This is a genomic window from Pseudomonas sp. CFBP 13719 (genome assembly GCF_014842095.1).
Lineage (GTDB): Bacteria > Pseudomonadota > Gammaproteobacteria > Pseudomonadales > Pseudomonadaceae > Aquipseudomonas.
This window is the reverse complement of the sequence record NZ_JACYVB010000011.1, coordinates 63,063-77,935: the sequence shown is the minus strand read 5'-3', so window position 1 is coordinate 77,935 and position 14,873 is coordinate 63,063. Positions and strand designations below refer to the sequence as shown.

Genomic DNA, 14,873 nt, shown 5'->3' with positions numbered 1-14,873 from the left:
ATGTCTGCTCACGCGAAATAACGACTTTACCTCACAGTGCAGCACATACGCATATGGCTATTTTAAACATCCTCGAATTTCCAGACCCGCGCCTGCGTACCGTCGCCAAGCCGGTCACGGTGGTGGACGACAGCGTTCGCCAGCTTGTCGATGACATGTTTGAAACCATGTACGACGCGCCTGGCATCGGTTTGGCCGCTACCCAGATCAACGTGCACAAGCGCATCGTGGTCATGGACTTGTCCGAAGATCGCAGCGAACCACGGGTGTTCATCAACCCCGAGTTCGAGTCGCTGACCGACGAGATGGACCAGTATCAGGAAGGTTGCCTGTCGGTACCCGGCTTCTACGAGAACGTCGATCGTCCGCAGAAGGTCAAGGTCACCGCACTGGACCGCGACGGCAAACCCTACGAACTGATCGCCGAAGGCCTGCTGGCCGTGTGCATCCAGCACGAGTGCGATCACCTCAACGGCAAGCTGTTCGTTGACTACCTGTCCAACCTCAAGCGCGACCGCATCAAGAAAAAGCTGGAAAAACTGCACAAGCAGCAGGCCTGATTCCGGTGCCCTTGTAGGAGCGGCTAGTAGCCGCGAACAACGCACCTCGGTGCGTCAGGAAGGGCCCCTTCGCGGCTGCTAGCCGCTCCTACAAAGGGTTGCGGCCCACCCCCAACAGCGAGAACTCCATGCGCATCGTCTTCGCGGGCACTCCCGAGTTTGCCGCCGAACACCTCAAGGCCCTGCTGGCCACCTCGCACGACATCGTTGCCGTATACAGCCAGCCCGACCGCCCGGCCGGGCGGGGGCAGAAACTCATGCAAAGCCCGGTCAAGCAATTGGCCCTGGAGCACGGCATTCCCGTCCTGCAGCCGGCGACCCTGCGCGACCCCCAGGCCCAGGCCGAGCTGCGCGCGCTGGCACCGGATTTGATGGTGGTGGTCGCCTATGGCCTGATCCTGCCGCAGGCGGTGCTCGATATTCCGCCGCTGGGCTGCATCAACAGTCATGCCTCGCTGCTGCCGCGCTGGCGCGGAGCGGCACCGATCCAGCGGGCGATCCAGGCGGGCGATGCCGATAGCGGCGTCACTGTGATGCGCATGGAGGCGGGTCTGGATACCGGCCCGATGCTGCTCAAGGTCAGCACCCCGATCGACGCCCATGACACCGGCGGCAGCCTGCACGACCGCTTGGCGCAGATGGGCCCACCGGCCGTGGTCCAGGCCATTGCCGGCCTGGCCACCGCTACCCTGCAGGGCGAAACGCAGGACGACAGCCTGGCCAACTACGCCCACAAGCTGGACAAGAACGAAGCGCGCATCGACTGGATCCAGCCGGCCGTGGTGCTCGAACGCCTGGTGCGGGCGTTTTTCCCCTGGCCTGTCTGCCACAGCACCCTGAATGGCGAGGCGCTGAAGGTGCTGGCCGCCACGTTGGTCGAAGGCAGCGGTCAGCCCGGTGAAATCATCCAGGTCGACAAGGACGGGCTGACCATCGCCTGCGGTGAACAGGCCCTGCGCCTGACCCGCCTGCAGTTGCCGGGGGGCAAGCCGCTCGACTTCGGTGATCTGTTCAACAGCCGCCGCGATCGTTTCGTGGTCGGCACGGTGCTGGGCCAATGAACCCGCGCCTGGCGGCAGCCCGTGCCCTGGCAGCGGTACTCAACGGCAAGGCCTCTCTCAACAGCTCCCTGCCCAGAGAACTGGACAAGGTCGAGGCGCGCGACCGTGGCCTTACCCAAGACCTGGCATTCGGCACCGCCCGCTGGCAGCCCCGTCTCGACGCGCTGGCCGAACGCCTGCTGCAAAAGCCATTCAAGGCCGCCGATGCCGATGTGCATGCCTTGCTCCTGGTCGGTCTCTACCAGCTGCTGTACACCCGAGTTCCGGCCCATGCCGCGATCGGCGAAACCGTTGGCTGTGCCGACAAGCTGAAGAAGCCCTGGGCCAAGGCGCTGCTCAATGCCGTACTGCGCCGAGCCCAGCGTGAAAGCGAGGCGATTCTTGCCGAACTCGAGCGCGACCCGGTGGTGCGCACGGCCCACCCGCGCTGGCTGCAGAAATCGCTGAAAGCCTTCTGGCCCGAGCAGTGGGAAGCCATCTGTGCCGCCAACAACGCTCATCCGCCGATGATCCTGCGGGTCAACCGTCGCCATCACCCCCGCGATGCCTACCTGGGCCTGCTTGCCGAGCAAGGCGTGGCCGCCCAGGCATGCGTCTACAGCCGTGATGGCATCGTCCTGGCAGAAGCCTGTGACGTGCGCGGGCTGCCCGGTTTCAGCGAAGGCTGGATCAGCGTCCAGGATGAAGCGGCGCAGTTGGCCGCCGAGCTGCTCGACCTGAAGCCCGGTCAACGGGTACTCGACGCCTGCTGCGCGCCGGGCGGCAAGACCTGCCACATTCTGGAAGCCGAACCGGCCCTGGCCACTGTGGTAGCCGTGGATCTCGAGGAAAAGCGCCTGGTCCGGGTTCGCGAAAACCTGCAGCGGTTGGGGCTGCAAGCCCAGCTGATCGCGGCCGATGGCCGCGATACCCAAGCCTGGTGGGACGGCCAGCCGTTCCAGCGGATCCTGCTCGACGCCCCTTGTTCGGCCACCGGCGTGATCCGTCGCCACCCCGACATCAAACTGACCCGCCAGCCTGACGACATTCCGGCCCTGGCCGTGCTGCAAGGCCAGCTGCTCGACGCCCTGTGGCCGACCCTGGAGGTCGGCGGGACGCTGCTCTATGCCACTTGCTCGACACTGCCCACGGAAAATACTGAGGTCATCGAAGCGTTCCTGGCGCGCACGCCCGGCGCCCGCGAGCTCGACCTTTCCACTTGCGCCGGCATCAAGCAGACCCATGGTCGCCAATTGCTGGCACAAGAAGGCGGTCACGATGGCTTCTACTATGCCAAGCTGATCAAGATCGCCGCCGTACGCGGCCACTGACGGGGAGTAACGGATGAAGATCATCATCCTGGGCGCAGGTCAGGTGGGCGGTACTTTGGCCGAGCACCTGGCCGGCGAGGCCAATGACATCACCGTGGTCGATACCGACGCCGAACGTCTGCGCAACCTTGGCGATCGCCTGGACATCCGCACCGTGCAGGGACGCGGCTCGTATCCGACAGTACTGCGCCAGGCCGGCGCCGACGACGCCGACATGCTGGTGGCGGTGACCAACAGCGACGAGACCAACATGGTCGCCTGCCAGGTCGCCTACACCCTGTTCCATACGCCGACCAAGATCGCCCGCGTGCGCGAGTCGGCCTACCTGACCCGCTCCGGCCTGTTCAACAACGATGCCATCCCGGTGGATGTGCTGATCAGCCCCGAACAAGTGGTGACCAACTACATCAAGCGTCTGATCGAATACCCAGGCGCCCTGCAGGTCATCGACTTCGCCGGTGGCAAGGCGCAGCTGGTGGCGGTCAAGGCCTACTACGGCGGTCCGCTGGTGGGTCAGCAACTGCGCCAGATACGCCAGCACATGCCCAAGGTGGACACCCGCGTGGCCGCCATCTTTCGCCGCGACCGGCCGATCCTGCCGCGCGGCGATACGGTCATCGAAGCCGACGACGAGGTGTTTTTCATTGCGGCCCGCGAAGACATTCGCGCGGTGATGAGCGAACTGCGCCGGGTCGACCAGAGCAACAAGCGGGTAGTCATCGCCGGCGGCGGGCAGATCGGCGAGCGCCTGGCTGAGGCCATCGAAAGCCGCTACCAGGTGAAGATCATCGAGATGAACCCGGCGCGCTGTCGCTACCTGTCCGATACCCTGGACAGCACCGTGGTGTTGCAGGGCAGCGCCTCCGACCGCGACCTGATGCTCGAAGAGAACATTGCCCAGGCCGATATTTTCCTGGCCCTGACCAACGACGACGAAGCCAACATCATGTCTTCGTTGCTGGCCAAGCGCTTGGGCGCGCGCAAGGTCATGACCATCATCAACAACCCGGCCTACGTGGACCTGGTCCAGGGAGGCGAAATCGACATCGCCCTGAGCCCGCAGCTGGCAACCATCGGTACCCTACTGGCGCACGTACGGCGGGGCGATATCGTCAGTGTGCATTCGTTGCGCCGGGGCGCCGCGGAGGCCATCGAGGCAATCGCCCACGGCGATGCGCGTTCGAGCAAGGTGATCGGCAAGCCCATCGAAACCATCGACCTGCCGCCGGGAACGACGATCGGCGCGATCATTCGCGACGACCAGGTGATCATCGCGCACAGCGACACGGTGATCGAAGCCGGTGACCACGTGATCCTGTTCGTTGTGGACAAGAAATACATCCGCGACGTCGAGAAGCTATTCCACGTCGGCCTGAGCTTCTTCTGACCCCCGACCCCGCTCCTTCAGGGAGCGGGCCCTCCAGGAGCCAGCTCTGTGAAAGCAGGTCCTGTGGGAGCGGGTCTCTGCCCGCGAAGAGGCCATCACGCCAGGCCGCTAACTCAATACCACCTCGCCTCACCTGCCGGCCGCTTCTTGAAGCGCTTCATGCTCCACATGTACTGGCTCGGATAGGCCCGCACATACTTCTCGACCACGCCGCTCATCGCCGCGACCGACGTGTACGTGTCGGTGCTGTACATCGCCTCGGGTGCCGCTTCCAGGATCACCTTGTAGCCCGAGCCATCGGGCAGGCGCACGGCATGCAGGAACACGCCGACGGCCTTGCCGCCGGCGAGCATGTTGGGCACGAACTTGCTGGTCAGCACCAGGGTGCCGAGAAACGGCACGAACAGCCCGGCCGATTCGGCCGGTTCCGGATCGGCGGGAATGCCCACCTGGCCGCCCTTGCGCACCTCCTTGATGACACTGAGGATACCTTCCTTGGTCGAGGCCGCGACGCGATTGCCCAACTGCACCCGTTGCTTGCGCAACAGCTCGTCCACCGCCTTGAGCTTGGGCGGACGGTAGAAAATGATTGGCTTGCACTGGTTGCAGTAGAAGTGATTGAGCACTTCCCAATTGCCCAAGTGGCTGGTGATGCCAACCACGCCCTTGCCCGACGCGAGGGCGTCCTTGAGCACGTCCAGGCCTTCGACTTCGCGCACCAAATCGAGCGAGCGCTGCGCCGGCCAGATCCAGGCGCAAGCGCTTTCGGTCAGGGTCTTGCCGATGTCCATCAGGCTGCGTCCTGCAAGGCGCTCGCGCTCGGCAGCATCCATGTCCGGAAAACACTTGGCCAGGTTGATGCGCACCACCTCGCGAGAGCGGTTGGGCAGCTTCCACATCAACCAGCCGATGGCCGTGCCGACCCACTGCACGGTGCGCCATGGCAGCAGCGCGAACAACCGCAAGGCACCGACCATCAGCGCCCCTTTGAACTTATCCACAGATCACTCCTTAATTGCCCAGGCGCCCATTCTAGCCTCAGCCGGCCAGCTCGGCGTAGCGGTCGCAATCCTCGGTGTGGTCCATGACCATCCCCGAGGCCTGCATGAAGGCGTAGCAGATAGTCGGCCCGACGAAGGTGAAACCGGCTTTTTTCAGGGCCTTGCTCATGGCTCGAGCCTCTTCGGTTTCAGTGGGGATCTCGCTGCGATCGCGCCGATGGTTGACCAGCGGCTGTCCACCGACGAACGACCAGAGAAAAGCCACCGGGTCGTCGAGCTGCAGCCAGGCGCGGGCGTTCTTGCGTACACCGTTGAGCTTGAGCCGATTGCGTACGATGCCCGGATCCTGCATCAGCCCCTCGATCTCCTCGTCACTGAGCTGCGCGAGGCGTTGCGGGTCGAAGCCGTGGAGCACCTGCCGGTAGCGTTCACGCTTGCGCAGCACGGTGATCCACGACAGACCGGCCTGGAACCCTTCGAGCGAAAGCAACTCGAACAGGGCGCCCGCCTCGCGCAGCGGCACGCCCCATTCAAGGTCATGGTAGGCCTGGTACAAGGGGTCTTGGGTACACCAAAAGCAGCGAGGCATTAGGGCTCCATGGGTAGAGGCGCCGCGGATTCGCGGTATACTCCCGCTCTTTATATTCGCAGCCCTAGAAACAGGTGAATTTCGTGAGCCAGCCTACGCCAGCCGTGCGTACCTTCCAAGACTTGATCCTCGCCCTCCAGCAATACTGGGCCGAGCAAGGTTGTGTGGTGCTTCAGCCCTACGATATGGAAGTGGGCGCCGGCACTTTTCATACCGCCACGTTCCTGCGCGCCGTGGGCCCGGAAACCTGGAATGCCGCTTACGTGCAACCCAGCCGCCGTCCGACTGATGGCCGCTACGGCGAGAACCCCAACCGCCTGCAGCACTACTATCAGTTCCAGGTGGTTCTGAAGCCCAACCCGGACAACTTCCAGGAGCTGTACCTGGGCTCGCTCAAGCACATCGGCCTCGATCCTCTGGTGCACGACGTCCGTTTCGTCGAAGACAACTGGGAGTCGCCGACCCTGGGCGCCTGGGGCCTGGGCTGGGAAGTCTGGCTCAACGGTATGGAAGTCACCCAGTTCACCTATTTCCAGCAGGCGGGCGGCATCGAATGCTATCCGGTCACCGGCGAGATCACCTACGGCCTGGAACGCCTGGCCATGTACCTGCAGGGCGTCGACTCGGTCTACGACCTGGTGTGGGCCGATGGCCCGTTCGGCACGGTGACCTACGGCGACGTGTTCCACCAGAACGAGGTGGAGCAGTCCACCTACAACTTCGAGCACGCCAACGTCGACAAACTGTTCGAGCTGTTCGATTTCTACGAAAGCGAGGCCAAGCGCCTGCTCGAACTGGACCAGCCACTGCCGCTGCCCAGCTATGAAATGGTCTTGAAGGCGTCCCACACCTTCAACCTGCTCGATGCTCGCCGCGCCATTTCGGTTACCGCACGCCAGCAGTACATCCTGCGCGTGCGGACGCTGGCCCGTGGCGTGGCACAGGCCTACCTGATGGCCCGTGCCAAGCTGGGTTTCCCCATGGCGACCCCCGATCTGCGAGATGAAGTATTGGCCAAGCTGGAGGCTGCGCAATGAGTGCTCAAGATTTTCTGGTCGAACTGGGCACCGAAGAGCTGCCACCCAAGGCCCTCAACACACTGGCCGACGCCTTCCTGGCCGGCATCGAGAAAGGCCTGCAGGCCGCCGGCCTGAACTACAGCGCCAAGAACGTCTACGCCGCGCCACGCCGTCTGGCCGTGCTGATCACCGGCCTGGATACCCAGCAGCCGGACCGCAGCATCAATCTCGACGGCCCGCCGCTGCAGGCCGCCTTCAATGCCGAAGGCGAGCCGACCCAGGCTGCACTGGGCTTTGCCAAGAAATGCGGAGTGGATCTCAGCGAGATCGACCGCAGCGGACCCAAGCTGCGCTTCAGCCAGAACATCGTCGGCAAGCCGACAGCCAGCCTGCTGCCGACCATCGTCGAAGACTCCCTCAACGACCTGCCGATTCCCAAGCGCATGCGCTGGGGCGCACGCAAGGAAGAATTCGTGCGGCCAACCCAGTGGCTGGTGATGCTGCTGGGCGACGAGGTCGTCGATTGCACGATTCTGGCCCAGAAAGCCGGGCGTGAATCGCGCGGTCACCGTTTCCATCACCCGCAGAACGTGCGCATCAGCTCGCCTGCTGGCTACCGCGAAGACATGCGCAAGGCCTACGTACTGGCCGATGCCCACGAACGCCGTGAACTGATTGCCCGACGTACCGCCGAGCTGGCCACCCAGCAGGAAGGCAGCGCCATCGTGCCACCGGCGCTGCTGGACGAAGTGACGGCCCTGGTCGAGTGGCCCGTGCCACTGGTGTGTTCGTTCGAGGAACGCTTCCTGGATGTCCCGCAGGAAGCGCTGATCACCACCATGCAGGACAACCAGAAGTATTTCTGCCTGCTCAATGCCGACGGCAAGCTGCTGCCGCGTTTCATCACCGTGGCCAACATCGAGAGCAAGGACCCGCGCCAGATCGTCGAGGGCAACGAGAAAGTCGTGCGTCCACGCCTGACCGATGCCGAGTTCTTCTTCAACCAGGACAAGAAGCAACCGCTGGAAGCCTTCAACAAACGCCTGGAAAACGTGGTGTTCCAGGCGCAGTTGGGCAGTGTCTACGACAAGGCCGTGCGGGTTTCCAAACTGGCGGCCTACATTGCTTCGCGCATTGGTGGCGATGCCCAGCGCGCTACGCGAGCAGGCCTGCTGTCGAAGTGCGACCTGGCCACGGAAATGGTCGGTGAGTTCCCGGAAATGCAGGGCGTGGCGGGCTATTACTACGCGCTCAACGCCGGCGAGCCCGAAGACGTCGCGCTGGCACTCAACGAGCAATACATGCCTCGTGGCGCCGGCGCCGAGCTGCCCAGCACCCTGACCGGTGCGGCCGTGGCCATCGCCGACAAGCTCGATACCCTGGTCGGCATCTTCGGCATCGGCATGCTGCCCACTGGCAGCAAGGACCCCTATGCCCTGCGTCGCGCGGCCCTGGGCGTGCTGCGCATCCTGATCGAAAAGCAGCTGGACCTGAACCTCAACGAAGCCGTGAGCTTCGCCGTCTCGGCCTTCGGTACCCAGGTCAAGTCGGCCGGGCTTGCCGAGCAGGTGCAGGAGTTCATCTTCGATCGCCTGCGCGCTCGCTACGAAGACGAGGGCATCGATGTGGCCACTTATCTTTCGGTGCGCGCCCTGCAACCCGGTTCGGCACTGGATTTCGATCAGCGTGTGCAGGCGGTCCAGGCGTTCCGCCGGTTGCCCGAGGCCGCCGCCCTGGCTGCCGTCAACAAGCGCGTCTCGAACCTGCTGAGCAAGGCCGACGGCAAGGTCGCCGCTACCGTGGAGCCCAAGTACTTCGACAACGCCAACGAGTTCTCGCTGTACTCGGCCATCACCCAGGCCGACCATGCGGTGGCGCCGATGGCTGCCGAGCGTCGCTACAACGAAGCCTTGACCCGTCTGGCCGCCCTGCGCGAGCCGGTGGACGCATTCTTCGAAGCAGTGATGGTCAATGCCGAGGATGCCAACGTACGGGCCAACCGCTATGCCTTGCTGGCACGGCTGCGTGGCCTGTTCCTGGGCGTTGCCGACATTTCGTTGCTGGGGTAGGCCTTGAAACTGCTGATTCTCGATCGCGACGGGGTCATCAATCATGACTCCGACGCCTACATCAAATCAGTCGCCGAGTGGCTGCCATTGCCTGGCGCGATCGAGGCCATTGCGCAGTTGCACCAGGCGGGCTGGACGGTGGCCATCGCGACCAACCAGTCCGGCCTGGCGCGCGGCTACTACGATCTGGCCACCCTCGATGCCATGCACGCTCACCTGCGCACGCTGGTCAAGGAGCAGGGCGGCGAGGTCGGCCTGATCGTGCATTGTCCCCATGGTCCGGATGACGAGTGCACGTGCCGCAAACCGCGGCCGGGTTTGCTGCAGCGCATTGCTGCCCACTATGACGTACCCCTGACCGGCGTCTGGTTCGTCGGCGACAGCCTGAGCGACTTGCACGCCGCAACGGCAGTGGCTGCTCAACCCGTGCTGGTGAAGACCGGCAAAGGGCTACGGACCCTGACCCAGGACCTGCCCGAAGGAACCCTGATTTTCGATGACCTGGCGGCAGTCGCCAGGCACCTTATCCACACTTGACGGTATCCACCGCTATGTCGATCCTGCGGGCAATCAGAATCTTTGCCTTTTATCTGCTTCTGGGCAGCAGCGCCTTGCTGTGGTGCACCCTGAGCTTTTTCATCGCGCCCTTTCTGTCGTTCAAGGCGCGCTACCGTTTCATCAACGTCTACTGGTGCCGCTGTGCGCTGTGGCTGACGCGCGTCATGCTGGGCATCGACGTGCGGGTGAAGGGTGCGGAAAACGTTCCGCAAACCCCATGCGTCATCGTTTCCAACCATCAGAGCACATGGGAAACCTTTTTCCTGTCCGCGTACTTCCAGCCCCTGAGCCAGGTGCTCAAACGCGAGCTGCTGTTCGTGCCGTTCTTTGGCTGGGCCATGGCCATGCTGCGTCCTATCGCCATCGACCGCGACAACCCCAAGTCGGCGCTCAAAGAAGTTGCCAGCAAGGGCGATACGCTGCTGAAAGACGGTGTCTGGGTACTGATCTTCCCGGAGGGTACGCGTGTGCCGTACGGTCAGATCGGCAAATTCACCCGCAGTGGCAGTGCCCTGGCGGTGAACGCGCAGTTGCCGGTGCTGCCCATTGCCCACAATGCCGGGCGCTACTGGCCCAAGGAAGGCTGGAACAAGCATCGCGGCACCATCGAGGTGGTCATCGGGGCACCCATGTACGCCGAAGGCACCGGACCGCGGGCCATTGCGGCCTTGAACGAGCGCGTCCAGGCTTGGAACGAGCAAACTCAACAAGCCATGGGTGCGCTGCCGGAGCATCCGCAGACCACACCCACGCCGGTCATCTAGTTTCTGTGGATAACTTGTGTATTGTTTCTCGCGTCAAGTCTTCGAAAGCTGCGTAACCGCTTGTTGAATATGCAGTTTTCAAAACCTGCCGACGCCCGGCAGTTGGTGCATAAGTTTTTTGCACGGCGGTGAAAGGCTTGCCTTTCGGGGCCTTTCACTGCCGGGCTTCGAACCAGACCTCAGACCTTGTCCAGGTCCACGTGCCGTGTTTCCTTCAGACAGAACATCCCCACCACGAAGCTGATACCGGTCACCAGCACCGGGTACCACAGTCCGTAGAAGATATCCCCCGTGTACACCACCAGCGCGAACGACACCGTGGGCAGGAATCCGCCGAACCAGCCGTTGCCGATGTGGTAGGGCAGGGACAAGGAGGTGTAGCGGATGCGGGTGGGGAAGAGCTCGACCATCACCGCTGCCAGCGGCCCATAGGTCATCGTGGCAATCAGAATCATGGCGACGATGATCAGCACCACCATGGGCTGATTGACCAGGCTCGAATCGGCTTTGGCGGGATAGCCTGCCTGGGCGATGGCCGCACGCAGGGCTGGCTCATCGTAGCCATTGATCCGTTGTTCACCGACCGTGATTGCCACATCCGTCCCGTCAACCGGCGCTGCCGAGCTGTACGGGACACCCGACTTGATCAGCAACGTCTTGACCTTGTCGCAGGGGCTGTCGAATTTGGCCTTGCCCACTGGGTCGAACTGGAAGGTGCACGTCGAAGGGTCCGCCATCACCGTGACCGGCGAGTTGCGGGTGGCATTGTCGATCTGCGGGTTGGCGTAGTGGCTCAATCCCTTGAACAGGGGGAAGTACGCGAAGGTCGCCAGCAGCAGGCCAAGCATCAGGATGGGTTTGCGCCCGACACGGTCGGACAGCCAACCGAAGAACACGAAGAACGGCGCACCGATGACCACACTGATGATCAGCAGCTGATTGGCTAGCGCCGGGTCCATCTTGAGCATCTGCGTCAGAAAGAACAGCACATAGAACTGCGCACAGTAGAACGTCACTGCCTGCCCCGCATTGATGCTGAACAACGCGGTCAGCACGATCTTCAGGTTCTGCCAGGAACCGAACGACTCGCGGATCGGCGATTTACTCGTCTTGCCCTCGGCCTTCATCTTGGTGAACGTAGGCGATTCGCTCAGGCTCAGGCGGATCCAGGTGGAGATTCCCAGCAGGACGATCGACAGCAGGAACGGCAGGCGCCAGCCCCAGACTTCGAATTGATCGCCACTGATATAGCGGCTGCCCATTACCACCAGCAATGACAGCAGCAGGCCCAGGGTGGCTGTCGACTGGATCCAGCCGGTGTGGAAACCACGTTTTTTCTGCGGGGCATGTTCGGCCACGTACGTCGCTGCGCCGCCATACTCGCCGCCCAGAGCCAGGCCCTGAAGCATGCGCAACAGCACCAGGATGATCGGCGCGGCAATACCGATGCTGGCATAGGTCGGCAGCAATCCCACCGCAAAGGTCGAGACGCCCATCAGGATGATGGTCATGAGGAAGGTGTACTTGCGCCCGATCATGTCGCCCAGGCGTCCGAACACCAAGGCACCGAAGGGCCGCACCAGGAAGCCTGCAGCAAACGCCATGAGGGCGAAGATGAAGGCTGTGGTCTCGTTCACTCCGGCGAAGAACTGCTTGCTGATCACCGCAGCCAGGGCGCCGTACAGGAAGAAGTCGTACCATTCGAAAACCGTCCCCAGCGACGATGCGAAGATAATCTTCTTCTCGTCCCGGTTCACGGCAGGCGCTGCCGCCGCGCCGTGTTGCAGATAATCCGCCATATCGCCATCCTCAGTGATTATTGTTGTTGTTCCACTGTTGCCTTTCCCGAGTACTGCCTGCACTCGGTCAAATCGTTTCCGGCACCTGCAGCGCGATGGCCGGCACGGCCTCCAGCGGCTGCGGATGCAGAATCATCTGCGCTGCCTTCTCGGCGATCATCACCGTCGGCGAGCAGGTATTGCCCGAGACGATTTCCGGCATGATCGACGCGTCTGCCACACGCAGCCCCTGCACGCCGCGAACCTTGAGTTGTGCATCCACCACCGCCAGGGTGTCGCTGCCCATGCGACAGGTGCCTGCTGGATGAAAGATAGTCGTTCCTATGCGTCCTGTTGCCGCGCGCAGCGCTTCTTCACTTTGCACGTCCGCGCCTGGCAGGTATTCCTGCGGGGCAAAGCCTTGCAGGGCCGAGCCCCGGACGATCTTGCGCGTCAGGCGTATGGCATCGACCGCCACCTGCACGTCGTCGGGATGGCTGAGGTAGTTGGGATCGATCAGCGGCGCTGCGTCCGGATCGGCCGAGCTGATATCGACGCGCCCGCGGCTCTTGGGTCGCAGGTTGCACACCGAAGCGGTAAACGCAGGAAACCGATGCAGCGGCTCGCCGAAGCGTTCCAACGACAGCGGCTGCACGTGGTATTGAAGATTGGGAGAGGGCTGCTCGGGGCTGGAGCGCACGAACGCGCCCAGCTGACTTGGCGCCATCGCCAACGGCCCGCTGCGGTCATAAAGGTAACGCACACCCATGCCGAACTTGCCCCACAGGCTGTTGGCAACCTGGTTGAGGGTGCGCGCGTTGCTGACCTTGTACACCAGCCGCAGCTGCAGATGGTCCTGCAGATTGCCACCTACGCCGGGCAGCTCGTGCTGCACATCGATGCCCAGGCGTTCGAGCAAGGGCCGGGGGCCAATGCCGGAGCGCTGGAGAATGTTCGGCGAACCGATTGCACCGGCGCACAGAATGATCTCTCCGCGCGACTCGAACCGATGGTCGGCGCCCTGCCAGCGTGCAGCCACCGCATGGGCACGACCGTCTTGCAGCAGCACCTTGTCCACCCGCACGCCAGTGTGCACCGTCAGATTTGACCGTTTAAGTGCGGGACGCAGGAAAGCCTTGGTCGAATTCCAGCGCACACCGGACTTCTGATTGACCTGGAAGTAACCGCAACCCTGGTTGTCTCCGGTGTTGAAGTCTTCGATGCTGGCGATCCCGGACTCGGCCGCCGCACTGCGGAAGGCGTCGAGAATGGGCCAGCGATAGCGCTGCTGCTCGACTCGCCACTCGCCCTCGGCGCTGTGGAACTCCGAGTCGCCGGCATGATGGTTTTCGCTCTTGCGGAACAATGGAAGGACGTCTTTCCAGCCCCAGCCAGGATTGCCCAAGGCCTCCCAGCGATCATAGTCGCTGGACTGGCCGCGCATGTAGATCATGCCATTGATCGACGAGCAGCCGCCAAGGACCTTGCCCCGAGGGTAGTTGAGGCTGCGGCCGTCGAGGCCTGGTTGTGGCTGGGTCTTGAAACACCAGTCGGTGCGGGGATTACCGATGCAGAACAGGTAGCCAACCGGGATATGGATCCAGGCATAGTTGTCCCGGCCACCCGCCTCGAGCAACAGTACCTTTACCGAAGGGTCGGCCGACAGTCGATTGGCAAGCAGACAACCTGCAGGACCTGCGCCGACAATGATGTAGTCATAGACGGATGGGACTGATGGCATGGTGTACTCCGCGCCGTTTTATTGTTCTTGTCGTTCCCCATGTTATTGATTAGCTTCGTGGTGAAAACTAAAGATTTCACCCAGGGGCTGAGCGTTTTCGCACAGTCCAGAGCGCAGTTGATTAACAAGGGAAAATCGATGTTCGACTGGAACGACCTGCGCTTCTTCCTCGAGCTGCAACGCAGCGGCCGATTGCTGACCGCTGCCAAACGCCTGCATACCACTCACAGTACGGTCGCCCGGCACATCGAAAGCATCGAGCGCCACCTGGGCACGCCGCTGTTCGTGCAGAACGCCCACGGCTACGAACTGACACCGGCGGGGCAGACACTGCTCAAACACGCCGAGGCCATGGAGAACCTGGCCCTGCGCGCGCAGGAAGACATTACGCAGTCATTCAATCCGCTTGGCAAGATCCGCCTGGGCGTCACCGAAGGCATCGGTATTGCCTTCATCACACCGCGCCTCGGCGAACTGTTCAGGCGGTATCCAGGCCTGGAAGTGGAGCTGGTGGCCGTGCCGCGCTTTGTCAGCATTCTCAACCGCGAAGCCGAAATCAGCGTGCACCTCGAGCGTCCCAATGCCGATCTGCTGATCACCCGCAAGCTCACCGACTACAACCTGGCACTGTATGCCAGTGCCGATTACCTGGCTGCTTCCGAGCCGCTGCGCAATCGTGAAGACTTGGCACAGCATCGCTGGATCGGCTATGTCGATGACCTGCTGTTCAGCCAGGAGCTGTTATTGCTCAACAGCTTCTGTCGCAACCCAGTCGTGGCCTTTCGCAGCACCAGTGTGCTTGCTCAGCAAGAGGCAGCGTGCATTGGCCTGGGCATCGCCGTGTTGCCCGTGTACATGGCTGCCAAGGACCCACGGCTGGTACGCGTACTGCCCGACGAAACCATCCAGCGCAGTTACTGGATCAGCACCCGACGCGAACTGCACAAATCGGTACGGCTGCGCGTGGTCTGGGATTTCCTCCTGCAACTGTGCGCCGACCAGCAGGCTACCTTGCTCGCCACCTGAAACCCATGCC

General features: G+C 62.8%; 13 protein-coding genes. 9 read left to right on the top strand and 4 right to left on the bottom strand.

The annotated features are described in order from the left end of the window. Positions 1–53 precede the first annotated feature (53 nt). The 4 genes from def (at position 54) to trkA (ending at position 4,318) form a co-directional block, all read left to right on the top strand. Positions 54–560, top strand: a complete 507-nt coding sequence (gene def / locus IFT57_RS24400) for a peptide deformylase (protein ID WP_043191985.1) — start codon at positions 54–56, stop codon at positions 558–560. 128 nt (positions 561–688) lie between these two features. Continuing rightward, the gene (gene fmt, locus IFT57_RS24395; RefSeq protein ID WP_192152960.1) at positions 689–1,621 is read left to right on the top strand and encodes a methionyl-tRNA formyltransferase; all 933 of its coding nucleotides are present in this window, start codon (positions 689–691) and stop codon (positions 1,619–1,621) included. Continuing rightward, complete coding sequence (rsmB, locus tag IFT57_RS24390) at positions 1,618–2,931, top strand: 16S rRNA (cytosine(967)-C(5))-methyltransferase RsmB (protein WP_192152959.1); 1,314 nt, start codon at positions 1,618–1,620, stop codon at positions 2,929–2,931. Before fmt ends, rsmB begins: the two co-directional genes overlap by 4 nt. Before the next feature lie 13 nt (positions 2,932–2,944). After that, on the top strand, positions 2,945–4,318 hold the full coding sequence (gene trkA, locus IFT57_RS24385) for a Trk system potassium transporter TrkA (RefSeq protein WP_122716103.1): 1,374 nt from the start codon (positions 2,945–2,947) through the stop codon (positions 4,316–4,318). A 113-nt stretch (positions 4,319–4,431) separates the two neighbouring features. Here the strand turns inward: trkA and IFT57_RS24380 are convergent, their stop codons facing one another. After that, positions 4,432–5,319, bottom strand: a complete 888-nt coding sequence (locus IFT57_RS24380) for a lysophospholipid acyltransferase (protein ID WP_192152958.1) — start codon at positions 5,317–5,319, stop codon at positions 4,432–4,434. A 37-nt stretch (positions 5,320–5,356) separates the two neighbouring features. Then, positions 5,357–5,908: a DNA-3-methyladenine glycosylase I gene (locus IFT57_RS24375; RefSeq protein WP_192152957.1), complete on the bottom strand. Its 552-nt coding sequence runs from the start codon at positions 5,906–5,908 to the stop codon at positions 5,357–5,359. Positions 5,909–5,991: 83 nt separating this feature from the next. Here IFT57_RS24375 and glyQ point away from each other — a divergent pair, with 83 nt between their 5' ends. The 4 genes from glyQ to IFT57_RS24355 are packed head-to-tail and all read left to right on the top strand — an operon-like array spanning position 5,992 to position 10,318. Then, a complete protein-coding gene (gene glyQ, locus IFT57_RS24370) occupies positions 5,992–6,945 on the top strand; it encodes a glycine--tRNA ligase subunit alpha (protein ID WP_192152956.1) in 954 nt (317 codons plus the stop codon). After that, the gene (glyS, locus tag IFT57_RS24365) at positions 6,942–8,996 is read left to right on the top strand and encodes a glycine--tRNA ligase subunit beta (RefSeq protein ID WP_122799669.1); all 2,055 of its coding nucleotides are present in this window, start codon (positions 6,942–6,944) and stop codon (positions 8,994–8,996) included. Before glyQ ends, glyS begins: the two co-directional genes overlap by 4 nt. A gap of 3 nt (positions 8,997–8,999) precedes the next feature. Then, the gene (gene gmhB / locus IFT57_RS24360) at positions 9,000–9,533 is read left to right on the top strand and encodes a D-glycero-beta-D-manno-heptose 1,7-bisphosphate 7-phosphatase (protein WP_192152955.1); all 534 of its coding nucleotides are present in this window, start codon (positions 9,000–9,002) and stop codon (positions 9,531–9,533) included. Positions 9,534–9,547: 14 nt separating this feature from the next. Beyond that, positions 9,548–10,318 carry a lysophospholipid acyltransferase family protein gene (locus tag IFT57_RS24355; protein ID WP_192152954.1) on the top strand — a complete coding sequence of 257 codons (771 nt, stop codon included), beginning with the start codon at positions 9,548–9,550 and terminating at the stop codon, positions 10,316–10,318. 179 nt (positions 10,319–10,497) lie between these two features. Here the strand turns inward: IFT57_RS24355 and IFT57_RS24350 are convergent, their stop codons facing one another. Together IFT57_RS24350 and IFT57_RS24345 are read right to left on the bottom strand one after the other, a co-directional pair. Continuing rightward, on the bottom strand, positions 10,498–12,117 hold the full coding sequence (locus tag IFT57_RS24350) for an MFS transporter (RefSeq protein ID WP_122716097.1): 1,620 nt from the start codon (positions 12,115–12,117) through the stop codon (positions 10,498–10,500). 67 nt (positions 12,118–12,184) lie between these two features. Next, complete coding sequence (locus tag IFT57_RS24345; protein ID WP_192152953.1) at positions 12,185–13,837, bottom strand: GMC family oxidoreductase; 1,653 nt, start codon at positions 13,835–13,837, stop codon at positions 12,185–12,187. A 138-nt stretch (positions 13,838–13,975) separates the two neighbouring features. Between IFT57_RS24345 and IFT57_RS24340 the strand changes: the two genes are divergently transcribed. Further along, positions 13,976–14,863: a LysR family transcriptional regulator gene (locus IFT57_RS24340; RefSeq protein WP_122480047.1), complete on the top strand. Its 888-nt coding sequence runs from the start codon at positions 13,976–13,978 to the stop codon at positions 14,861–14,863. Positions 14,864–14,873: the final 10 nt, after the last annotated feature.

What these genes read in the sequence shown, in the direction of transcription:
- def (WP_043191985.1), top strand. Translation starts at nt 54, where the DNA reads ATGGCTATTTTAAACATCCTCGAATTTCCAGACCCGCGCCTGCGTACC.
- fmt (WP_192152960.1), top strand. Translation starts at nt 689, where the DNA reads ATGCGCATCGTCTTCGCGGGCACTCCCGAGTTTGCCGCCGAACACCTC.
- rsmB (WP_192152959.1), top strand. Translation starts at nt 1,618, where the DNA reads ATGAACCCGCGCCTGGCGGCAGCCCGTGCCCTGGCAGCGGTACTCAAC.
- trkA (WP_122716103.1), top strand. Translation starts at nt 2,945, where the DNA reads ATGAAGATCATCATCCTGGGCGCAGGTCAGGTGGGCGGTACTTTGGCC.
- IFT57_RS24375 (WP_192152957.1), bottom strand. Translation starts at nt 5,908, where the DNA reads ATGCCTCGCTGCTTTTGGTGTACCCAAGACCCCTTGTACCAGGCCTAC.
- glyS (WP_122799669.1), top strand. Translation starts at nt 6,942, where the DNA reads ATGAGTGCTCAAGATTTTCTGGTCGAACTGGGCACCGAAGAGCTGCCA.
- IFT57_RS24355 (WP_192152954.1), top strand. Translation starts at nt 9,548, where the DNA reads ATGTCGATCCTGCGGGCAATCAGAATCTTTGCCTTTTATCTGCTTCTG.
- IFT57_RS24350 (WP_122716097.1), bottom strand. Translation starts at nt 12,117, where the DNA reads ATGGCGGATTATCTGCAACACGGCGCGGCGGCAGCGCCTGCCGTGAAC.
- IFT57_RS24345 (WP_192152953.1), bottom strand. Translation starts at nt 13,837, where the DNA reads ATGCCATCAGTCCCATCCGTCTATGACTACATCATTGTCGGCGCAGGT.
- IFT57_RS24340 (WP_122480047.1), top strand. Translation starts at nt 13,976, where the DNA reads ATGTTCGACTGGAACGACCTGCGCTTCTTCCTCGAGCTGCAACGCAGC.